The following is a 23,230-nucleotide window of genomic DNA, read 5'->3' as shown; positions in this document are numbered from 1 at the left end:
TTTTTGATGATAGTCTGGTCGATGCCGGCTCCTTGTAGAGAAACACCAGGTTTGAGCGGCATGGGTTGTTCATCATAGGTACCGGCCGCTACATAGATCATGTGTGAACCGGAAGGTACAGTCTGGGAAGCTTTAGCGATGGTTCTCCAGGGTCTGGATTGAGACCCATCGTTACTGTCGCTTCCTGACGTACTTACATAGTAATCTGTGGCAAATGTGGGTATAGAGAAAATACTGGTGATTGCAACGGCCAATGCATATTTTAGTTTTTTTCTGGCCTGGATCGTAAACGTAAACATAGCTGTTAATTTTTTGGTGATTAACCTGGCATTAAACTTTAGGGTTAATCACTGGTGAGTGAATTATTCAGACTGTGGTTTTACGTTTCGGAAGTAGTTCGGAGAGAGACATGTGCACGTATCTTTTCATCCTGTTCCAAAACTGAAGGAGAATACGGAGGAAAGAAGAATCAGGTTATCAGGCTTTTGCAGTATCATTTATGTAGGTATGTAAGATTTGCATTTTCAGCCGGGTTACCTTTAAAAGCTCTTACTTTTGTTGACCTACAGTGTTTTATGGTTTTGCACTAAAAAAACGACAGCATCCATATTTACTTTTTTCTCCTAGAAATTAGTAGAATGTGGGGTGATTTTTTTTGGGATATTGTAACCAATAATATATAAAAATCATGCCTGCTCCCCAGAATGTAGAAATCTTTTCACAAAGATAAATTTATTCCACATAGTCTTGACGGTGCCTTTTTTAGTAGCAAAATTGCTGGTTATCCTTTAGTTGCAGAGAAGCATAACAATAAAAGAAACCTCTGCTTTTGGCAGAGGTTTCCAGAAATTATACAAAATTGTTTTTACGTCAAAATGTATATTTATTCTCTTTGATCAGATGTTCTGCAATACGGCGACGAGTTTCTTTAGTGTTAATTGGAGTGACTTTTGTAAACCGTTTTAAGCCCATTAACATACCTCGTTGCTCATCTCCTTCTGCAAAAGAATTAACTGCGTTTTTACCGGCAACATTTATACGTTCTACTGCATCATTGATATACAGACGTGTCATATCAACTTGTAATGTACAAGCAGCTTCTCCTTTGATACTAATTAGTTTTTCTGTACGTAATAATACAGACTCACAGGCATAAGTTTCAATAAGCATATCTGCAATGTTCATGATGATTTCCTGTTCATCTGCTAGTTTCATCATGAATTTCTGTACAGCCGCACCTGCAACCATCAGAACTGCTTTTTTCATATTGCGCAGATATTTCTTTTCAGTGACAAACAATCCTTCTTCTTCCTCTCCAAATTCAGGGATTGCCAAGATTTCTTTTGCCACAGCCATTGCTGGACCCATCAGATCCAGTTCACCTTTCATGGCTCGTTTTAGGATCATATCTACCGATAGCAGACGGTTGATCTCATTAGTCCCTTCAAAAATCCGGTTAATGCGACTATCACGGTATGCACGATCCATAGGCGCATCTGCAGAGTAACCCATACCTCCATATACCTGTACGCCTTCGTCTACTGTATAATCCAGCACTTCAGAGCCATGAACTTTTAGTATTGCACACTCAATAGCGAACTGTTCAACCCCTTTTAACTTAGCATCCGCTTCTGACATACCACCGGCAATCAGTGCTTCAATAGTATCTTCAATGTTTTGACCTGCTCTATAGCAAGCTGATTCAGAAGCATAGATTCGGGTAGCCATTTCGCCCAGTTTATATTTAATGGCACCAAAAGTTGAAATGGCTACCCCAAACTGTTTACGTTCATTGGCATAATTGATGGCTTTATCCAATGTCATCTTAGAAGCACCAATAGCAGAAGCCGCTAGTTTGATCCGTCCGATATTGAGAATGTTTACCGCTATTTTAAATCCATTTTCACGGGAGGAAAGCATATTCTCAACTGGTACATGACAGTCATTGAAGAATATCTGGCGCGTATCAGAACCTTTAATCCCCATTTTATGCTCAGGGGCATTCATGGTAACACCACCAAATCCTTTCTCAACAATAAATGCAGTCAGGTTTTTGTCATTGTCAATTTTGGCAAAAACGATGAATACTTCTGCAAATCCTCCATTGGTAATCCACATCTTCTGGCCATTAATGACATAATGTTTACCATCAGCAGATAAAGCAGCTTTGGTTTTACCAGAGTTTGCATCTGAACCACTATCTGGTTCTGTCAAGCAATAGGCTGCTTTCCACTCACCAGTAGCCAGTTTGGGTAAATATTTTGCTTTTTGGGCATCATTGCCATAATATAAAATAGGGAGTGTGCCTATACCTGTGTGAGCAGACAGTGCAACAGCAAAAGAATGTCCGGCACCTATTTTTTCAGTAACCAACATAGAAGTGTTGAAATTCATGCCAAAACCGCCATATTGTTCAGGAATAGATGTTCCCAGTAATCCCAGTTCTCCAGCTTTATCCATTAAACTGGCCATCAGTTCAGGGCTTTTGGCAGAATCAATCTCTTCTAACTTGGGGAGTATTTCTTTGTCTAGAAAATCTTCGCAGGTTTGTGCAATCATGCGTTGTTCTTCTGAAAATTCTTCCGGAATAAATACCTGACCTGCTTCTGTTTCTTTAATGAGAAACTCACCACCTTTGATTGTTTTGTTTACGACAGCTTCCATGAGAGTATACAGGATTAAATGTGATCAATCTATTAAAAGGCAATTGTGACTATTTCAAGTTCAAATATAATAAAAATCGTTATGCATGCATACTGTTGTTGATTTTTTTTTCGGAAAAGTTAGTAATCGTTCGAGTAGGCCTGGATAGTAGTATTTTATATCAGAAAACGGATAACAGAAGAGTCTTATTTTCAGCATTACATAGGGTATCCTTTTGTTTTCGCGGCTTTCGTTCTACCTTTGCATTTCTGTTTTAGATGATTTGCTTAAACTATGCTTACTTTTGTAAAGAATAGATAACACAGATCCCAATCATATATCCGTCAGAAACGGTACACAGTAAACAATAATAAATCATTTATGCAATTAAGCGAACAGGAAGTTGTTCGGCGTGGAAAATTAGAGCAATTACGTAGCCTGGGTATTGACCCTTATCCTGCCGAAAGTTTTGAGGTAAATGCCTCTATTAGAGATATTCAGGAAAATTACGAACGAAGTAAGACTGACTATAAGAATATTTCCATAGCCGGACGTATCATGAACTTCCGGATAATGGGAAGTGCATCTTTTGCTGAACTTCAGGATGCAACAGGCCGGATGCAGGTATACATACGTCGTGATGACATATGCCCAGGTGAAGATAAGACACTTTACAATACTGTTTTTAGGAAATTATTAGATATAGGTGATATTATTGGGGTGCATGGGTATGTATTTACCACACAAACCGGAGAGATTACCATTCATGTTACAGAGTTTAAATTATTGACAAAGGCATTACGTCCTTTGCCTATGCCACGTGTAGTGGAGGAAAATGGAGAGACAAAAGTGTTTGATGCCTTTACAGATCCTGAATTACGCTACCGCCAACGGTATGTAGATCTGATCGTGAATCCAGATAAGCGGGATATTTTCCTGAAAAGGTCGCAACTGGTTAACTCCATGCGGACGTTCCTGACTAATCGTGGTTATCTGGAAGTAGAGACACCTATTCTGCAGCCTATTCATGGTGGAGCTACAGCTCGTCCGTTTAGTACACATCACAATACACTGGATATGCCATTGTATCTGCGGATTGCCAATGAGTTATACCTGAAACGATTGATTGTTGGTGGTTTTGATGGTGTGTTTGAATTTGCCAAAGACTTCCGTAATGAAGGGATGGACCGTACACACAACCCTGAGTTTACACAGGTAGAGTTTTATGTAGCCTATAAAGACTACCAGTGGATGATGGATACTACAGAAGAGATGCTGGAAAAAGTAGCAATGGATCTGCATGGAAAGACTCAAGTACAGGTTGGTGAGAATACAATTGATTTTCAGCGTCCCTGGAAACGGTTGACTTTATTTGGAGCCATTCAGGAGTACACAGGCATTGATGTCTCTGCCATGACAGAAGACCAACTTCGGGAAACTGCTCAGAGTATAGGAATTGAGGTTGACAGCTCTATGGGAAAGGCAAAACTGATCGATGAAATCTTTGGAGAAAAAGTAGAGCCAAATCTTATCCAGCCAACCTTTATCACTGACTATCCTGTCGAGATGTCGCCATTGACGAAAAAACATCGCAGCAAACCTGGTCTGGTAGAACGTTTTGAAGCTATTTGCAATGGGAAAGAGATTTGTAATGCTTACTCTGAGTTAAATGATCCATTGGATCAGCGTGAACGCTTTGAAGACCAGTTACGCCTGGCAGAGCGTGGTGATGAGGAAGCGATGGCATTGGATGAAGATTTTCTGCGTGCACTAGAATATGGTATGCCTCCAACAGCAGGTATTGGTATTGGTATAGATCGTTTGACAATGATTATGACCAACCAACCAACCATTCAGGAAGTATTGTTCTTTCCTCAGATGCGACCAGAGCAGAAAATAGCAGCTCCGACAGATAAAGATTATCGTACGGCAGGTGTACCAGAAGAATGGATACCTGCTTTATTGAAGATGCCTTTTACTACATTTAATGATTTCAAAGCAGCTAATCCAAATAAGTTGTTTAACGATTTGGGCGGGTTAAGAAAGAAATTGAAGATCGAAGCTAAAATGCCAACATTAGATGATGTGAAAAGCTGGATTGGCTAAAATGAGTTAGTTATAAAACAGAAATTCCCTGATAAGATGCATTAATCAGGGAATTTCTGTTTTATAGAGGATATAAAAGAAGTTATTTCTTCCAGAATTTATTCAACAAGGATTTCAAACCGCTTTCTTTTGTCTCATCTTTCTTTTCCTCTGGTTTTGAGTTTACACCAACTATTGGTTGCTTAATAGCTTGCTCAGATTGCTGAATACTGTATTTGCCTTTATTGTAGGATTTACGTGCTGGCTTGGATAATCCATACATAGCTTGGATCTTTTTTACCTTATCCTGAAATGTTTTTCCCTTTGTCGCATCTACCATTGCTACATAATTGGCATATCCTTCTATTGCACTAAGCAAATCCCCACCTTTTCCCCATGTTTTTCCTGCTATACCTTCTTTTTCAATTTTATGCAATAAAGCGCGAAATTTATGTAGTGTAGCTCTATCTACATTGGGTTTCTCATTTACCACAATTCCTGTTACCTCTTTTTTTCCACCTTTACGCATTACCTTGTCTTTCTCTGGATGTACATGAAATCCTTCGCTCTGTACAATCTGATAAACAAGACTTTTGAGTTTATTGACATTTTTAGTTCCATCCCCTGAAGCAGAAAACGTAAGGTCATCTGCATAGCGGGTATAGGTAAATCCCAGTTTTTGAGCTAGACCCTGCAATCTGCGATCCAAGCGATGACAAAGAACATTGGTGATGGACGGGCTTGTTGGTGCTCCCTGTGGCAGAAAACGATCTCCTGAACAAACATACCAGGTTTCTCCGTCCAACTCTGCCTGCTCTACCTCTGACTCTGTGCAAAGAAGCGCGAGTATAGTTGCCACCGCTTCAGAGTAACCCATTTTGAAAAATACCCCTTTGACACGTGGATAGGTGATAGTAGGAAAAAAATCTTTCAAATCCATGTTGATTACTACTTCCGCTCCTACATGTGGAAGGGCATTGCTAACTATAGAACGCTGTGCTAAAAATCCATGTGCAGCTTTGTGGCAATCTATTTTTGAGAAAATATTCTGTAAAATCCAGTATTGAGCTTTTTTGAGACGTGGCATAGGCGCCGAAATAAGTCGCTTACCACCTGTCTTCTTCGCAATATAAAAACGCCGATAGTGATTATGTTTGGATACCGCCCTGCAAAAAGATAAGAAACGGAGTTCGTTGACAGATACCCCTAAAGCACTAGCTAAAGAAGCTGTGTCTGTCAGTATAGGTAAACCTTTTTGACTGAGTCTTTGTGTGTCACATTCAGTCTGGTTCAATCCACCAGAGAATCCCTCACCTGCATAAATGATTTCTTTCTCTTTACGTTGTTTCCAGCGTTCTACCCGTTCTTTGCGTTCCAGTTCATGCCGTTGTTTGGTCTCTTCCCGCTTTTTTTTAGATTCTGCCATGCGTTGCTTCCGCATTTCCTTGAGTAAAGCTTCCGGATTCTCTACGCGACGTTGTTCTGTAAGTAAGGCTCTTATTTCGCGGCCTAGTTCGGCCTCACGGGTAATAATCTGCTCAGGTACAGAAGGTGCATTTTCATTCTTAGGCCAGAACCCCAGACGAATCATATCTTTTAATATAACTTCTTCTCTGGAGCCTCCGGAACGAATACGTTCATATAATTCCTGGCGATTTTTGGGACGGGTTTCTTCTGGTGATGAGGTTGCGTTTTCAGCCATAAAAACGGATTCTTTACTATAGATTCTGGTTGATATAATACATAGATAGCAGCTTACCTATCTGTAACCTAATAGGTAAAGGCTCTCAAAACTATGGCTTTTCGCCACAAAAGCAAGTTCGAAAGTAAAAAATAACGGCACTTCTATTTACAAAAAAATAGAAAAGTAAAGATTAGAAAAGACCAAAGAGATTGGAGTTCTTATTTATAGATAAAATAACCTATAAATGGTACTAAGTGTATCGAACAGAATTGTTGCGGAATAATGCTACGAGCAGATATAAATCAATCTGGAAAATCTTTTAAGCCTTGGTTTTATAATGACCAGAATACCAGTCAGAATGTTTCTTAACTGGATTCTGGTTCAACACAGAGAATACGCTATTTTCTGTTGTTCACATTTTTAAGATACCTTGAAAATATTTCCCAATACACGATAGAACCCCCCCTGTGCTGATTCTTTTAACTCATCCACAATGTATTGCATTCCTTCAATACGAATATCTCTTGGAAACTGCACATACCAGTCTTTGTGATATCCTTCATCCAATACTTTAACCCGTAATTTACCTCCTTCTTTCACACATTGTACCCGTATACCTTGTGTATTCTGAGATGCGACTTCCAGCAGGTTAGTTTGTGCAACAGCAACTGCTTCAGGAGCTTTAATATCTGTCAGAGTGGGAGTGTCTCCTGTTTGTGCTTTTTGAATGGCTTCTTCACTTACATCCACGCACGCTAGATAACCAAACGTAGTTACTATATACAGATTATCCTTGAAATGTTGCATAGAAAGAACGGAGCCCAGGTTAGTAGCAAGCTTCCATAGTCGTTGTCCTTCTGTATTGAAGCAATAAACATTACCCTGATTATCCCCTCCAAAAACATAACGTCCGTCTTCCGTAGCAGCACAGGAGTATACAGAAGCATCTGTTTTGAATGTCTGCAATACTTCTCCGGTTTTACTCAAGCAAACCATATTGGCCTGACTTGTTCCGGCATATAAAACGTATTTGTCCTGATAGCCAAATAGTACAGACCCTGTCTTAGTGTGCCATGTTTCTTTACCTGTTCCATCATAACAGGCTACACCTGTGGAGTCACCATAAAATACTTCTCCATTAAAATTAGCCCGAATCATCCATGCTGAATTTCCTTTACCCTTTCTGCGCCAGCTTTCGTTGCCTTCATAATCAAACAATGCAGCATTACCGTCTCCATCTGATACTGCTAGCCAGCCATTGTTTACATCTAGCCAGAAAATATCTACGTCTTCACTAATCTCATAGGCAATTCGTGGTAACTTACCTGTAAGATCATAGACATTTCCATCATCACATCCAGCATAGATCCAGGCATCATCTGCCACGATACACTTTACACCTTCGGGTAGTTTGTATTGTTCCAATACTTCTCCTGTGTGGGACAGCTTAAACACTCGGCCATCCTGGTTGCCTAGCCAGCAGGCACTTTCATTAATGAAAATCCCAAATGCCATGGCATTAGAGGCAAATCTCCATACGGAAGGGAGTTTAGGTGTAGGAGCAGCGGAAGTCCGGTTATAGGAAGATGAGCTTGATGATCGGCGTGATCCTGATCCCAAGCCTGAACCTGTAGAGGTAGTTTGTGGGGTAGGGGTTGATTCTACAAATCTGCGGGTAATCTTGCGTTTTTTTCGTACTCCCTGTACAGCATCTTCGTATCCTTTCTTCCGTTTTTCTTTCAGCTTTTTTTCTGCTTCTTTCTGAGCTGCTGTTGCGTCTGCAAAGCTTAGTGCTTGCTTAGTGCCGTCTGTGCCAATGCGGCCATACCGGATATTTACTTGTGTGCCATCTACTTCAACTTCATAAAACTTGTGTGATCCATCTGATTCGGAAAGTTCCAGATACGTTTTTTCTGCCATAGTCGGTGTTAATTGGTTGAAAATTAAATTAAAAATATATAAAACGATGTTATGTGAAAGAACAGAATATTTCTTATCTCATCTTTGCTCGTTTGGCGAGATATTCTTTCAATATATGATCAAATCCTTCTGCGATATCAGTTTCTATCAGATCAATTTTATACTGTCCACATTTTAGTTTTAACTCTGTATTGAATCTTTGAATAGATTCCCGATAGTAATCTTTAATTTGAGCAGGTTGCACTTTAATGTGTTCTCCACTTTCGAGATCAATAAATTCATGAGGGCGGTCTTCAAACTCAAATTCTGCTTCCGTTTTCTTATCGGTTACATGAAAAAGCAATACTTCATGTTGATTGTGTTTTAGATGTTGCAGTGCCGAAAACATCTTGTCAGCCTGTGCGATATTATCAAACATATCACTGAATATAATGACAAGTGAACGACGAGGAACTTTATCTGCAATCTCATGCAGTACTTCTGCAACAGCAGTGCCACCTGTGGGCTTGTTTGTTTGCAGCAGATTCTGCAGTAATAGGAAAATCTTATGAATGTGCGATGGGGTAGACTTAGTAGGAGTATGTGTAATTACTTTATCGGCAAAAGTACAAATACTAACTGCATCTTTCTGTTTTTGGAGTAGATAGGAAAAGCAGGCCGCTGCCATTACTGAAAATGTAATTTTCCCCTTATTCTCCTGTGGATAAAACATAGAAGGAGAGACATCTATCAAAATCTGACAGCGCAAATTGGTTTCTTCTTCGTAACGTTTTGTAAACAATCGGTCTGTTTTTGCATAAACCTTCCAGTCGATATGGCGAGTGCTTTCACCTGTGTTGTAGAGGCGATGTTCGGCAAATTCCACTGAAAATCCATGAAAGGGAGATTTATGTAATCCAGTAATAAAGCCTTCTACCATCTGTTTGGCTAGGAACTCTATGTTCCCAAATTCCCGAATCTGCTTTAATTCCATGATATAGCTATCTTTAATCTTCAGTTATACGATACAAACGAATTCCAGTTTGTGTTTTGCATAATTCCAGTTTGGGTATTTACAAAAAAAGCTTGGAAATGAATTCCAAGCTACACATTATCATAGAAAAAACAGAACGGGTTTTGTATTAGTTAGAATATTTCTTCACAAACCCATCAGAAAATCCATGTTCTTTGAGTGAAGCAATAAAAGCTTCTGCTTCTTTTTTCTTAGAGAACGTACCTGCTACCACACAGAATTTTTTGCTGTCTTTGATTTTTTCTACCAGAATGTAGACTTGATGAATTTCTTTATCAACCAGCCCTTTGCAAAAGTTTATTGCGTTTTCAGCCTGTAGAAAAGAGCCTACCTGTACTCCAAACCCTTTAGTGGCAGCAGTAGCACCTTTCATTGTATAGGTTTTACCAGGCTCATATTGGACTGAAGAATAAGATGGTTCTGGAATAGAGTAAGTTTTGTGGCCTTGTGCAGTAGAAGGATTTATTTTTCTGGGGACGACTGGCTCTACCGTTTGGGCGATAAGATCTGGATTGGGTTCTGTATCAGGTGTACCCATTCCTATTACTTCAATTTCAACATTTGCTGTTCCTGCGGCTAACAACTCCAGCTCTTTGGCTGCAACATAAGAAACATCTATCAGGCGACCATGACTAAAAGGACCACGATCATTAATTCGGACGATAACAGATTTGTCATTGCGAAGGTTGGTGACTCGTACAAGTGTTCCAAATGGGAGAGTCCGGTGAGCTGCGGTAAGTTTTTGATTATGATAACGCTCCCCATTAGAAGTGCGCCGGCCTTGAAATTTGTGTGCATAATAAGAAGCTTTCCCTTTCTTTTTGTATCCGTTTTCAGTCTGCGCTTTCCCATTTTGTGGTAACAACAAAAAGATTGTTAAAAATGTAAGAATGCAAATCTGGATGGATGTAAAGATACATTCCGTTTTCATAGTTTTTTTTTCCATACTACTAATAAAATTTAGTACAACATCTTCCCTGTTTCTCTGAAAAAAGCCGCTTTTTGGACCATCGCTGTAAAGCGTATTTATGGCTTAATACTTTGTTTTCCAGTAATTTGTTGCCAAAACCTGCTTTTTTCAATAATCAATAATAAAAAAACAGATTCAATAAAGCTAGTCTTTGGGTGACTGAAGTTATAGAATTACTGTAATGTTAGACAGGAAATGCACCATTTTTTATACAGGATTTTTGGCCTGATACGGATAAAAATAACAGAATGTTTTACAGAAAATTTGCAATTCTGAGCATAAAATACTTTTTTAGTAGCCGTAAAACCATTTTCAATAGTTAAACTTTTAAACCCAAGGATTGTGGAAGAGCAAAGAGAAAAAGCTGAATTGTACTCTAAACGTGTGAGAGCCGGAAAAAGAACGTATTTTTTTGATGTAAAAAGTACGCGCGGCAATGACTACTACCTCACCATAACCGAAAGTAAGCGCCGGTTTCGGGATGATGGCTTTGTGTACGAAAAGCACAAAATCTTTCTTTACAAAGAAGACTTTGATAAATTTATCGAAGCGTTAAAAGAAGTAGTGGATCATGTGAAAACTGATCTGATGCCTGACTTTGATTTTTCACAGTTTGAAAGAGAAGGTTTTGCGGGCAATGAAGAAGAAGAAACAAACGACACTGAGTTGAAATGGGAATGATCTGCTCTCGTTTTCAACAAGCAATAAAAAAGCATCCAGAATTGAGAGGATGCTTTTTTATTTTCAGGTCTGTTACAGATAACGATTCATTTGTTTCTTAAACTGATAGGAGCCAAATAGAAAGGCAACACCTATAAACATGATAGGAGCCATATAAAGGCCTGTAACTACATCATGGAAAAGCGAAACTGCCGGGGGGCCGAATACGAAGGTAAGGGCTAGTGCAATTCCAAGCATCCACAGAAAATAAGCTACTATTTTTATAGGCAGATAGGCCCATGATCTTTTAAATGATTCATTATTCCTGCGAAATTCCTCCTGCCACATCTTTGCATATCGTAAAGCTTTCTCCTGATGTGTTTCTGGTCGTAGCAAATCCATAAGAAATGAGTATTCTGGAATTATCTGCTTTTCCTCATTTACCAGTCGCTCATACGCATCATTTATTTCCACAAAAGCAACATCCGCATTATCTGATGGGTTTACATCCGGGTGGATAGCTTTTGCCTTTTTCCTGTAAGCCCGTTTGATCTCTGCCTGGTCTGCGCCGGGTGAAATTCCCAATATCCGATAATCATTTTCAATACCCATGGTTGTCTGGCTTTAAGTGGTAACTCTAACTATTTCATATGCGCTGTCCCCGCATGTATGATTTCATAAAAAAATCTGAAAAATCGTCTTACTCCTTTTTCTTTAATTCGGTTTTCTAATGTATTGTAAACGCTGAAAACGCAAAAAAACAGATATTTTTTTCATGAAATTTACTAAAAAAAAGCTACAAGAGAAAGAACTTGTTGTTAATCAATGATTTGGTTGGTACTGTAGAGTCTACCTTACATATGTAAGTTTTTTCAGTTTATGGCTTTATCTCGCTACGTAAGGTGCTCATAATAGAAGCCAGTCTGGTTAATAGGTTTCAGGTTCATAGTAAGTACAACAGGTCTGACAAATACTTTGCCAGACCTGTTGTACTTACTATGAACCTGAATGTTTATATATGGACGTTATATTCCTGCAGGGCTGTTTCAATTTGTTTGGGTGATTCCAGATGGATAGTGGCTATTCCCAAAGCTCTGGCAGCTTTTACATTGCGTAAATTGTCGTCAATAAACAATGAATCGTTAGGGGCGATCTGATAACGTGTAAGAAGGATAGTATAAAATTCGGGAAATGGTTTACGACTTTTTTCTTCTCCAGACATAACAATACCATCAAACCAGGATAAAAATTCATATCTGCTCAAGGCAATAGGAAATGTTTCAGCAGACCAGTTGGTCAACGCATACAATTTGTACTGGCCAGATTCTTTTAGCTTTTTAAGCGTTTGCACTGTCTCATCAAATGTGCCACCCAGCATTTCTTCCCAGCGCCCGTAAAATGCACGTATTTGTTCTGCATATTCCGGATGTTTTTCTACAAGCTCATCTGTTGCTTCTTGCAACAGGCGACCTGCATCTTGTTCTTCGTTCCAGTCAGGGGTGCAGATATGTGTAAGGAAATGTTCCATTTCATCAGCAGAGGTAAAGATTTTTCGAAATAGGTAGCGGGGATTCCAGTCTATAAGGACTCCTCCTAAATCAAAAATAATTGTATTTATCATTATTGTGGTTTGATTGGTTGTTTCAGAAATAACCTTTCTAGCTATTCATTTGTTCTCTGATGGGTCAACTTATTTCAGGACGGGAGAGCCCTATAAAAAAAGCCCGGCATATCGCAGGGCTTTTTTATTTAATACTTTTTGAGCAATCAAAACAACAGCATTATAGTTTAAATCGGGAGTTACTGATAGTCAGGTATAGCCTTGGGCGTTCAGTAGGGGATTAGAACGGAGATCGGTAACCGAAAACTATTTATATCTTTTTTACGTTGACTGCGTTTTTGCCTTTTCTTCCGTCCATTGTATCAAAGGATACACGGTCGTTTTCTTTAATGCCTTGGTCTAGCAGACCGGTAATATGAACAAAAATTTCCTGATTGGAATCATCATCTTTAATAAAACCATATCCTTTGGTTGCATTAAAGAATTTTACTGTGCCTGTTTGCATGAAAATGAAAAGAAAATATAATGGAACATTTTCCAAATATAAAAATTTAATTTAATTCCAGGCAATAATTTCACTCAAAAAGAAAGGTCATTTTCGGGCTTTTCAGCATAATATTTCACAATAAGATCAAGATAAAGTATCATCTTTGGCATATGAAAACAATCTACCTTTTCAGGCATGGAAAATCAAGCTGGAAAGATGCCCAGCTGAGTGATTTTGACAGACCTCTTAACAAAAGAGGTAAGCAGGATGTACCCTTTATGGGACAGTTGCTGCTCTATATGAATGTGAAACCAGATCTATGGATCAGTAGCTCTGCAAAACGAGCCTGGAGCACGGCTAAGCGAGTTGCAACAGAGTTAAAGGTAGGCAAAGAAAATATAATAAAAATGGATCGGCTGTATCATGCAGAGCCAGAAACTTTGTTACAGGTAATCCAGGGACTTTCTGTAACCGCTTCCTCTGTAATTCTTTTTGGCCATAATCCAGGTTTAACAGAGTTGGCTACACTGTTATGTGATTATGAGTTTACGGATATTCCGACCAGTGGAGTTGTGGGTATTCAGTTCTCAAAAGCAGCTAACTGGACAGATGTCAATTTTCATCAGGGGAAGATGATCTTTTTTGAATCCCCTAAAAACAACAGTAGCGCACCTGAGTAATCAGATGCGCTACTATCTTATAAGGCCTAGAGATTTGGATTATGCATAGTTATTTAACATAACAGGCATTACCAGCATCAGTACATCCTCATTATCATCTTTTTCTTTAGGAAGAATCAATCCGGCACGATTAGGAGCTGATAGTTCAATTACAACATCTTTAGCTGTAAGGTTGCTTAACATCTCTATGAGGAAACGGGCATTGAAACCAATTTCCATTTCTTCTCCGTTGTATTCACAAGGAAGCTTTTCTACTGCCTCATTAGAGAAATCCAGATCCTCTGCAGAAATTTTTACTTCCTTAGGTGTAATCCGAAGACGCACTTGGTTTGTTGCTCTATTGGCGTAGATAGCAATACGACGCAGAGAAGCCAGCAATTCAAGACGGCTTATTCCCAAATGGTTAGGATTGTTTTTAGGGATTGCATTGATATAGTCAGGGAATCTCTCGTCAATCAGACGACAGATCATGCGAATATTGTCAAATGTGAAAAATGCATTAGATTGATTAAATTCTGCTCTGACAACTGTTTTTTCTGTTGGCAAAGATGATTTTAACAGATTCAATGCTTTTCTTGGAACGATCAGTGTGTTTTCGTCTCCAGAGCCGATGTCTGTACGACGATAACGGATAAGACGATGTCCATCAGTAGCTACAAACGTCACACTGTCACCATTCAGCTCAAAAAAGACTCCAGTCATGGCAGGACGTAACTCATCTGTGCTTGTAGCAAAAATGGTATTGCCAATAGCCCGTTCCAGTATATCTGAAGGAAAATCTACCGAATAAGCTTTTTGCACTACAGGAACACGCGGGAAATCAGCCGCATTTTCACCTGACAATTTATAACGTCCATTATCGGAAAGAATTTCAATACCATATGTGTTGGCATCTATCTCAAACACGATAGGTTGTTCTGGAAGACCTTTCAGTGTATCTAATAATATTTTAGCAGGAACCGCAATACTTCCCACATCTCCCGAATCAATATCCATATCTGCAATCATGGTTGTTTGCAGATCAGAAGCAGTAATAGTCAGTTGAGTATTATTGATTTGAAAGAGAAAGTTTTCGAGAATTGGTACAATCGGGTTGCTGGCAATAACCCCACTAATAGCAGACAACTGCTTGAGCAAAGCCGAAGAAGAAACGATAAACTTCATATTGGGATATATTTTTTGAATCTATTGGACAAATGTAAGAAAATCAACAATGCGCTTGAAATCCTATGAAAATATTTTTCAAAGAAGCTAATGTAAGCTGTAGTCTTTCTGCTACGCCTAAATACCTTATTAATGATTTTCTATGTTCAGTATAGGAAAATATTTGGATGTAGTTTACTTCTTTTTTTGCAATTACAGTCTATTTGTAAGACAAATATTCTAAAAAGATAAATACATTATTTCCGGGAATCCAGAATATCATTGTTCATTCATGCTTTATACTACTTTGTTTTGTCTTAGTATGATTACAAACTTCTTTTTGAGAATTACTGATACTTATTCTACTGTTAACTTATATCTCGCCAATTGAAGTTTGATAATAACATAACTGGTAACCTTGGGTGCCTTCTATAAAATAAAGAACCTTATAGGCTCTCCACTTAGGTTTTTTATTAATAATTAGATCCCAACCCATCGTAAATCTGAATATCGGAGTATAATTAGGAACAGGAATAGTATTATAAGTATTTTCTTTAAAATCTTTTTCTGTAATACATTCCAGATCTGTATATTCTGCTGTAAGTACATCCTCAATGAGATCGTTTGTAAATAAATTATCAAAGTCAGACAAGAACTTCTCTTGTGAATAATGCTTATTTACCATCTCAAGAGGAAATCGTGTCAATGTTGTCATCTGGGATTTATCATGGTTTAGCAGTGCTTGCTGAAACTCATGCCAGAACTTAGAGATAGTGATAGGATATTCACATGTCACAGATTTTGGAGCGAGTATTCCTTTAAGTGTTGTACTATCTGATTTGGTTTTCTCAAGGCATCCAGATAGTAAAACTATTAACAAAACAACAGATGCAGAAGAGCCTTTTCTCATACTGCATATTTTCTTTTACGCCAGTAGGCTCTGATCAACCCTAATATTACAATAACTACAATAGGTAATACAAGGTTAATAAGTTGCCACTGGAGTCTTTCTTCCTGTACTTTCAGCTTATCTAAAGGTCGTAATACTACTTCTTTGGCTCTGGCAGCGATAACTCCGTTTTCATCGATAAGATAATCAACTGCATGTAAGATAAAGTCTTTGTTGGCAAAGGTAGTATTCATAAACTGATCATATCCTAATGCCGCGGGTTTACCTGTTTTGGGATCTATTTCATTTGCTGGCAGATCTCCATCTGAACAAATGATGATTTTTGACGGATTACCGTATTCTTTGAACGTTTTAAAGCGAGGATCGACTTGGGTAATACGGTTGGCATATAACGAATGAAACTTGCCTTCAAGGAGATATGCTACCGACTGTGGCCCTGCACGATATTGTCTGGGATCAGGGTTGAGTCGTGCTTCATTAAAATCGATTTGAGCAGGTACTGCATTTACCTTTGAGTAAGGAGAGGTGAACATCAAAGGTGTTTTTTGTATTCCTACTGCTTTTACAGTGTCAATGGTACCTGCATAATGCAGATAAACGGCATCCAGGTTTCGGACAATAGGATGTTTGGAAAATGTATTTACCAATGGAAAAAAGCGCCAGGGCATCAACTTAACCTGTGGCTGCGAACCCATATTGCCAACAGTCATAGGTATAGCGCCGCTGCTCGTCAGGTCCTGAATCACATTGTCATTCAGGCGCACACCATATCTGAAAAATAAATCATCCAGATTTAAGTCATTTTTAATAAGTAGTGTGCTTTCTCCGCGCAATATAGTATCTGATTTAAGGGCATCTACAAAGAATAGTGCTTTTCCTCCATTTACAATAAACTGATCAATTTTATACTTATCTTCTTCTGAAAAGGCTGAATCAGGCTTGGCTACAATGATGGCATCCAAACCTTTGAGCTCCGGTTGTTTTTGCATAGGAACCAGAAATACATCATAGAACTTCTGAAGCGAAGTAATCATATCTGCCATTTGTATTGGACGCAGATTGCCATAGCCTTGAATGATACCAATCCGTTTTCTTTCTTTATTGGTTAGTTGGCGGATGGCAGAAGCAAGTTCGTATTCTACATTCTCTACGGATTGATTTAAAATCTGTTCTGAACTTAATCCTTTGGTACGTTGATTGCCCTTTAAGAGCATAACTGGGGCTTCTTTACCTTCGTAGCTTACCAAAGCGCCTGGAATAATAAGCCGCTCTACAGTACTTCCTCCTTCATTATCTACCAAATTTGTAGGTTGAATGCCTTTCTTGATCAGGTTGTAGATACGTTCATTCAGTTTTTTCTTATCTGTTTCCTGCGTAATATCTTCAAACCGAAACCGAATATTGTTGCCTGCATACGCTGTGAATTCTTCCAGCTTTTCCTTTACAGTACTACGTAAGCGTTTAAATGCTGGGGGAATATCATTTCCTTCCAGATAAACAGTGATAAATACTGGCTCTTCCAGTTTTTCCAGTAAACGTTCGGTGGCAGGTGCAATAGTATAGCGCTGATCTTCTGTTAAGTCAATCCGAAAGAAGAACTGATTGGCTAAAAAGTTAAGAAGCACGATAGCTCCAATTCCAATAAAAAAACGAATAAGTTGTTTTTTCTTCATGAATAACGAAACAGTTAGATACAGTCAATAGCAATTGCAAAAATCCAGATTTAGCATTTCTGGCAGAACCTGGATTTTTTGATTTTATCGCATTCTGTCAGCAGATCTGACCAGCTTCTCATCCTTACGGATAAATCGATTGGCAATAATATTGCAAATCATGGCTGCCATTGGCAGATAAGTACCTGTTTGGAAACTACCTTCATGATTTGGAATAATGGTCTCAGCTTCACGTGTGAAGTAAACCATTAACCCTAACACTCCTGCCATTATCAATGCATTGATAGCTCCCAGACCCATCTGCAATACCCGATTCTTAAAACTGAATAGAGAGAACAACGCCAAACCTGCAGCAATTGCTGCCAGCGCAGCTATGTACCAGATACCGCGACTGCTAACTTCTGCTCCTGCTTTTAAATGCACCATTTTTAGTGCTGTTGTCGTTACAGCATCCTGACCAGACACCTCCTGCCAGTTAGGCAAAAAGATGGTGATAATCATACAAGCTGTTATCAAAAGAAGAAAAATAGATTGAACCCGTTGGATCATACGTTTAATGTATTCTAGTGACTAAAAATAGGAATGTACTAATGCCTGAAACAACATTCTGATACACAATCAAGAATCGGCATTAGTGAAAATGAACGCAAAAATAGAACTTTATATGATATACCCACTTTCAAAGGCATTTTTGGTATATAATAATACTTCTATGCCTGACAAAAATATTATTCATGTGTATTCAGAGGCGGATGTTCATTTGTATACATTTCAATACCAATTTGCTGCATTAATTTACTGGCATTGAAACTTCTGCATACACCTGTCTGAAGTTTGTAATCAAAGTATAATTGATCATTGATAATTTCGCTGTTGAAACTATAATTTTCTACTGAAGCAGGCAACTCATCTACCATTTCACTTAATGTGAGGTCGTGGGTAGAAATCAGGCCGGATGCATTGTAACGATGGAGTTGCCGGATCAATGCCTTGGCACCTTCATGTCGGTCCTGAGAGTTGGTGCCTTTGAGGATTTCATCCAGCAGATAAAAGATCGGGTTCCCTTGAGGCAGATAGTCAATCAGTTGTTTCAATCGCTGTAACTCTGCATAAAAAGAGGATACACTTTCTTCCAGGTTATCTTGTGTACGCATAGACGTAAATACCTGAAATAAGGATAGTTTCATTTCAGAAGCACATATAGGGGCACCTGTCATAGCCAATACTGCATTGATACCTACTGTACGTAAAAATGTACTCTTGCCAGACATATTAGAGCCTGTAACAATAATGGTTTTGCCTTTTCCTATCAACTGAAAATCATTGATTACCCGTTTTCTGGCCAGTAGCAGAGGGTGCCCCAGTGATTTACTGATCAAACAAAAGCCGGGTTCTTCGCCTTTTTTGACAAGTACAGGAAATACATAGTCTGAATTGGCATGATAGAATCCAGCCAGACTGTTCAATGCTTCGGTTTCTGCCAAGGCATTGAGCCAACGGGATAAATCGGTATGAGTATTGGCTTTCCATCTTTCCAGCCGGATCGCCCAAAAGATATTCCATAGTACAAGTCCATTGGCGAAAAGCCCGAAGAAAGGATTATGGGCTGACAAAAGATTAGCTGAAATTCCTGCCAGTTGTTCAATTTTTTCAGAAGAGGAGTGACCTTCACTGATCAATTCATTTTTGAGGTACACCATTCGTGATGATTGAAATGGATGTCTCTCGATGTCTTTTAGTAAGTCTGCATATAACTGCAAGGGCTTGCTGGTTTCGTATGCCTGATCTGTCAGATGCTGAATCTGTTTATTAACAAGTCCTACAATACCAATATTAATGAGTCCTAATACAAAGGGAAAATGGTAACTTACATCTGTTAGTGCTGCAAGTATGATCGCCAAAACCATAATGGTAGGCATCAGATAGGACACAACGATCAGACCCGTTCTTTTATGTAAAGAGGCTGGTGTTTGTAACCATTCCCGGATAATAGCTGCCGACGATGGGCCATCGGTATGGTGCCGACCTCTGGCCTGAAAGTTTTGCTGCCATTCCAGATTTTTACCGAGTTCAGCTACCGCTTCCTGTCGTTGTCTGATTTCCGCTTCAGTGCCTGCTGCCTGTATCCATTTGGCTAGTAGCTCATTTCCAACTGTAGTTTGAGTTCTGTTGAGTAAGACAAATAACGAATGAGGGCCGAAAATGTCCAGATCCCCTGAATAGGGATGATGAGGATTGTTAAATTGGGAACCTGTATTCTCTGGCATGTATTTTCCTTCCAACCGAAGCCATTCTTCATTGTTAATCTGACTTAGATAACGAAAATGATTGCGTTGGTATTCAATGCGATTATGCCATTTCAGTGTTGTAAAAAAGGCAACAATCGAAAACAGGGCAACACCTGTAGCGATCAGACCACTCTCACTAAGCTGATACACAAACCAGGTCAGACCCACTCCTGCTAAAAATATAACTACTCGTAACCATGAAACCTGATTGAATTTTTTGTGCCATTGACGAGCTTCTGATGCATAGTTTTCTTTTCGTTGCTGATAGATTTCCATCGGTGTAAATGTGGTGTTAAAACAAACAATCCCTGCAAAGTAAAAAATAGTAACTACCAAAACACAAAAACCTCACAGGTTTCTAACGCCTACGAGGTTTTTGCAAGTATATAAATAATGAATGTGATGCCTTATTAATTTTTTTCGCCACAAATCCGGCAAACTCCCTGTACTAGCAAATAAACATCTGTTCCTTCATACCCTTTGGGTAGGCTAACAGAAGGAATGGTTATACTATCCAAGCAACTGGTTTTGCCACAGTTCATACATTTAAAGTGCACATGATTATCCAGATGGTGATGATCGGTACAATGGCTTTTACACAATGCATATTTAGCTCCTCCTTCATCGTCAAGCACTTTGTGAATTAGGCCTGCATCCAGAAACGTCTTTAATGTACGATACAACGTTACACGATCAAAGGAATCACTTAACTGAGATTCCAGATCGGAATGTGAAAGGGCTGCATCTTTTTCCAAAAAGAAATCCAACACCTCTTCCCGACAGGAAGTATTCCGCAGTTTATGATCTTTTAGTAGTTTGACAGAAGAATTCACAGCAGTTTCTGATTTTTTAAGCAAGTTACCATTTCTTGAGCAGGGAGTCAATTTTCTATAGGTAAAAGTGCATCCTTGTAGATATAACTCTTTATTTTTCAGGGAGGTTCCTGAGTGCGTTAAGATTGACTACTCATTTTTTGTTTTGATAGTGTGCCACCAGTTGTTCAGCACAGCGTTCGCCATCCATAGCTGCTGAAACAATACCACCTGCATAGCCGGCTCCTTCACCACATGGAAATAACCGCTTGATTTGTGGATGTTCCAAGGTCTCTTTGTCTCTTGGAATACGCACAGGCGAAGACGTCCGGCTCTCTACACCTACCATCTGAGCCTCATTGGTGAGATAGCCTTTCATCTGTTTGCCAAATACCTTTAAACCTTCCCGCAAACGAACAGCAATAGAAGGTGGAAGAATAGTAGTCATATCTACAGAGACAAGTCCAGGCTGATAGGAGGTAGGTAGTAAGGAAGAGGATATTTTACCGTTTACGTAATCCTGCAGACGCTGTGCTGGTGCAGTTTGTGTTTGTCCTGCTAGTTGAAATGCAGTTTGTTCCAATACTTTTTGTATTTGTAGCCCTGCCAGTGGACCTAGCTTTTCATATGGTTTCCAGTCTGCTTCATCTACAGATACCACCATCCCTGAGTTAGCAAATTGGCCGTCGCGTCGGGATGGAGACATTCCATTGACTACAATCTCACCAGGTGCTGTGGCTGCAGGCACAATATACCCCCCCGGACACATACAAAACGAAAAAACACCTTTCTCAACTCCCTTGTATCGGGCTTGTGCTACCAGTGAATAGGAAGCAGCAGGCAGATAGTTGCCACGAACGGCGCAGTGGTATTGAACACTGTCAATAAATTGTTGCTGGTGTTCTACCCGCACCCCCATGGCAAATGGTTTGGCTTCGATGAGTATATTGCGGGTATGTAGTAATTCAAAGATATCTCTTGCGGAATGGCCTGTCGCCAGAATAACACCAAGTCCTTCTATTTTCTCTCCCTGGTGTGTGATAACACCGCGCATCTCACCATCTTTTAAAATAAAGTCTGTGACTTTAGTATCAAATCGGATTTCGCCACCTGCTTCCAGAATACTTTCGCGAATTGCTGTTACGACCTGAGGTAGTTTATTGGTCCCGATGTGAGGATGAGCATCTACCAGAATTTCAGAGGTGGCTCCATGGGCTACCAGTATTTCCAGAATACGACGCACATCACCCCGTTTTTTAGAACGGGTATATAACTTTCCGTCTGAATAGGTTCCTGCACCTCCTTCACCAAAACAATAGTTGGAATCTGGATTTACAACATGATCTTTGGTGATAGCTGCCAGATCCCGACGACGATTACGAGCGTCTTTACCCCGTTCCAGCACAATCGGTTTGATCCCCATTTCAATCAGACGCAATGCCGCAAACATGCCTGCCGGACCAAACCCAACGATAACTGCCTGATCTTTTTTGCTGACATCTGTATAGGATTTTTCAAAAGACAAAAGCGGAGGGACTGGTTCATTGATATAGACATCTGCTGCCAGATTTACTTTAATCTGTCGGCTGCGGGCATCTATAGAACGACGTATTTTACGAATAAAGGCAGGTGTATCAGGTGTGAGGCGTAATTGGTTGCGAACCTCCTGTTCAAAACGAATGTCATCATAGGCTACTTCCGGAGGAAGTACCCATTCCAGTGTCTTTTTCATAGATAGAGCAAGGGAGTTAACCTTGAATGAGTAGGTGAATTTTTGCAAAGGTACAAAAATTCTGAGTAGAAATAGAGGGGAAGAGTGGATGGCCTCAGATGATTGTGTTGGTGTGTGATTAAAATATTGATCCCGTTTTACAATTATCACTATTCTGTTTAGGATCAGCAATTATCAGAATTTCGATAGTTTTGAGAAGTGATCAGAATACGGATAATTCTGCAATATGATCGGTATTCCGATATTTTGAGAAAATGACCGGAGTTCCAGTCATTGGTGAGTTTGACCGGAGTTTAGGTCAAACGTCAATCTGACCATTATTCGAATATTTTTTAGATATGATCGGTATTCTGGTCAAACGCAAAAATGATCGGAATACAAGTCAAAAACATTTTCGAATACTATTTAAAGAGAATCAATCTTTATTGAAAACAGATCGGAATTCCGATCACAATTCTTTTCGTGTTAACACTTTATACCTTTCCGAATATTTTTTGATTTTACATATGTCCCTTTCCAGAATTACATTATGAAAAAGAAAGTATTACTTCATATAGGAGGTTGGGCTTTTGCTATTGGGTTCATATCTTTTTCATTATTTAGCTCCAATAGATTGTCTGTCCAGGAAAAATGGTTGTTAGTTTTTCTGAATTTTATAACTGCCTTTCTTAATACCCGTAGTTATATACGTCATCTCAAACAATTTTTTCTGGAAGAAAATATCCTGGTAGTTAAATTGTTATTTCAGAAGGAAAGAAGATACTTATTGCAGAATATACAAAGCTGGGAAGAGAGTAATTACACTTCATTTGGATTGGATAAAGATGGAAGAGCAATAGATATAAAACTACAGGATGGGAAACGTATTGATTTGATAGATAGATACAACCAGGCTGAATTTGAAAAGCTTTCAGAATACCTGAATGAAAATTTTCAGGAGGCTGCTAAAGACTAATCCATACTATGTTAC

General features: G+C 39.1%; 20 protein-coding genes. 4 read left to right on the top strand and 16 right to left on the bottom strand.

Translation table 11 applies throughout. The annotated features are described in order from the left end of the window. Together QNI22_RS37915 and QNI22_RS37910 are read right to left on the bottom strand one after the other, a co-directional pair. Positions 1 to 299, bottom strand: a 299-nt coding sequence (locus tag QNI22_RS37915; protein ID WP_314519528.1) for a DUF1565 domain-containing protein, incomplete at its 3' end; no start/stop codon positions are given. A gap of 571 nt (positions 300 to 870) precedes the next feature. After that, positions 871 to 2,664, bottom strand: a complete 1,794-nt coding sequence (locus QNI22_RS37910) for an acyl-CoA dehydrogenase family protein (protein ID WP_314519526.1) — start codon at positions 2,662 to 2,664, stop codon at positions 871 to 873. A 360-nt stretch (positions 2,665 to 3,024) separates the two neighbouring features. Here QNI22_RS37910 and lysS point away from each other — a divergent pair, with 360 nt between their 5' ends. Beyond that, entirely contained in the window at positions 3,025 to 4,749 is a 1,725-nt protein-coding gene (gene lysS, locus QNI22_RS37905) for a lysine--tRNA ligase (protein WP_314519524.1), read from the top strand. 82 nt (positions 4,750 to 4,831) lie between these two features. Here the strand turns inward: lysS and QNI22_RS37900 are convergent, their stop codons facing one another. From QNI22_RS37900 to QNI22_RS37885, 4 genes are all read right to left on the bottom strand, one after another. Beyond that, positions 4,832 to 6,430 (bottom strand): reverse transcriptase domain-containing protein, encoded by a 1,599-nt coding sequence (locus tag QNI22_RS37900; protein WP_314519522.1) that lies wholly within the window; start codon positions 6,428 to 6,430, stop codon positions 4,832 to 4,834. Positions 6,431 to 6,832: 402 nt separating this feature from the next. Next, complete coding sequence (locus QNI22_RS37895) at positions 6,833 to 8,332, bottom strand: WGR domain-containing protein (protein ID WP_314519521.1); 1,500 nt, start codon at positions 8,330 to 8,332, stop codon at positions 6,833 to 6,835. Positions 8,333 to 8,405: 73 nt separating this feature from the next. Continuing rightward, positions 8,406 to 9,305, bottom strand: a complete 900-nt coding sequence (locus tag QNI22_RS37890) for a DUF58 domain-containing protein (RefSeq protein ID WP_314519520.1) — start codon at positions 9,303 to 9,305, stop codon at positions 8,406 to 8,408. Between the two features lie 148 nt (positions 9,306 to 9,453). Then, positions 9,454 to 10,275 carry a septal ring lytic transglycosylase RlpA family protein gene (locus QNI22_RS37885; RefSeq protein WP_314519518.1) on the bottom strand — a complete coding sequence of 274 codons (822 nt, stop codon included), beginning with the start codon at positions 10,273 to 10,275 and terminating at the stop codon, positions 9,454 to 9,456. 381 nt (positions 10,276 to 10,656) lie between these two features. Here QNI22_RS37885 and QNI22_RS37880 point away from each other — a divergent pair, with 381 nt between their 5' ends. Then, positions 10,657 to 10,995, top strand: a complete 339-nt coding sequence (locus QNI22_RS37880) for a DUF3276 family protein (RefSeq protein WP_313983131.1) — start codon at positions 10,657 to 10,659, stop codon at positions 10,993 to 10,995. 72 nt (positions 10,996 to 11,067) lie between these two features. Here QNI22_RS37880 and QNI22_RS37875 read toward each other — a convergent pair whose 3' ends face one another. The 3 genes from QNI22_RS37875 to QNI22_RS37865 all read right to left on the bottom strand — a co-directional run bounded on the left by QNI22_RS37875 (position 11,068) and on the right by QNI22_RS37865 (position 13,040). Continuing rightward, complete coding sequence (locus QNI22_RS37875; protein WP_314519517.1) at positions 11,068 to 11,586, bottom strand: J domain-containing protein; 519 nt, start codon at positions 11,584 to 11,586, stop codon at positions 11,068 to 11,070. A gap of 400 nt (positions 11,587 to 11,986) precedes the next feature. Next, on the bottom strand, positions 11,987 to 12,595 hold the full coding sequence (locus QNI22_RS37870; RefSeq protein WP_314519515.1) for an HAD family hydrolase: 609 nt from the start codon (positions 12,593 to 12,595) through the stop codon (positions 11,987 to 11,989). 250 nt (positions 12,596 to 12,845) lie between these two features. Beyond that, complete coding sequence (locus tag QNI22_RS37865) at positions 12,846 to 13,040, bottom strand: cold-shock protein (RefSeq protein ID WP_313983135.1); 195 nt, start codon at positions 13,038 to 13,040, stop codon at positions 12,846 to 12,848. A gap of 152 nt (positions 13,041 to 13,192) precedes the next feature. Between QNI22_RS37865 and QNI22_RS37860 the strand changes: the two genes are divergently transcribed. Then, positions 13,193 to 13,702, top strand: a complete 510-nt coding sequence (locus QNI22_RS37860; protein ID WP_314519513.1) for a SixA phosphatase family protein — start codon at positions 13,193 to 13,195, stop codon at positions 13,700 to 13,702. A gap of 39 nt (positions 13,703 to 13,741) precedes the next feature. Here the strand turns inward: QNI22_RS37860 and dnaN are convergent, their stop codons facing one another. From dnaN to QNI22_RS37825, 7 genes are all read right to left on the bottom strand, one after another. Beyond that, the gene (dnaN, locus tag QNI22_RS37855; RefSeq protein WP_313983138.1) at positions 13,742 to 14,866 is read right to left on the bottom strand and encodes a DNA polymerase III subunit beta; all 1,125 of its coding nucleotides are present in this window, start codon (positions 14,864 to 14,866) and stop codon (positions 13,742 to 13,744) included. Positions 14,867 to 15,218: 352 nt separating this feature from the next. Then, complete coding sequence (locus tag QNI22_RS37850) at positions 15,219 to 15,755, bottom strand: hypothetical protein (RefSeq protein ID WP_314519510.1); 537 nt, start codon at positions 15,753 to 15,755, stop codon at positions 15,219 to 15,221. Next, a complete protein-coding gene (gene gldG, locus QNI22_RS37845; protein WP_314519509.1) occupies positions 15,752 to 17,428 on the bottom strand; it encodes a gliding motility-associated ABC transporter substrate-binding protein GldG in 1,677 nt (558 codons plus the stop codon). The genes QNI22_RS37850 and gldG overlap by 4 nt, the downstream gene beginning before the upstream one ends. An 84-nt stretch (positions 17,429 to 17,512) precedes the next feature. Then, the gene (locus tag QNI22_RS37840) at positions 17,513 to 17,977 is read right to left on the bottom strand and encodes a DUF4293 domain-containing protein (RefSeq protein ID WP_314519507.1); all 465 of its coding nucleotides are present in this window, start codon (positions 17,975 to 17,977) and stop codon (positions 17,513 to 17,515) included. Positions 17,978 to 18,156: 179 nt separating this feature from the next. After that, positions 18,157 to 19,992: a MutS-related protein gene (locus QNI22_RS37835; RefSeq protein ID WP_314519506.1), complete on the bottom strand. Its 1,836-nt coding sequence runs from the start codon at positions 19,990 to 19,992 to the stop codon at positions 18,157 to 18,159. 134 nt (positions 19,993 to 20,126) lie between these two features. Continuing rightward, positions 20,127 to 20,549, bottom strand: a complete 423-nt coding sequence (locus tag QNI22_RS37830; protein ID WP_314519504.1) for a Fur family transcriptional regulator — start codon at positions 20,547 to 20,549, stop codon at positions 20,127 to 20,129. A gap of 133 nt (positions 20,550 to 20,682) precedes the next feature. Next, entirely contained in the window at positions 20,683 to 22,260 is a 1,578-nt protein-coding gene (locus QNI22_RS37825; RefSeq protein WP_314519503.1) for an NAD(P)/FAD-dependent oxidoreductase, read from the bottom strand. Between the two features lie 529 nt (positions 22,261 to 22,789). On the opposite strand from QNI22_RS37825, the gene QNI22_RS37820 reads away from it, so the two are divergent. Then, on the top strand, positions 22,790 to 23,215 hold the full coding sequence (locus QNI22_RS37820; protein ID WP_314519501.1) for a hypothetical protein: 426 nt from the start codon (positions 22,790 to 22,792) through the stop codon (positions 23,213 to 23,215). Positions 23,216 to 23,230: the final 15 nt, after the last annotated feature.

It is taken from the genome of Xanthocytophaga agilis (assembly GCF_030068605.1).
Taxonomy (GTDB): Bacteria; Bacteroidota; Bacteroidia; order Cytophagales; family 172606-1; genus Xanthocytophaga; species Xanthocytophaga agilis.
Note: the sequence above shows the minus strand (reverse complement) of the source record. Positions and strands in the feature narration are given on the sequence as shown.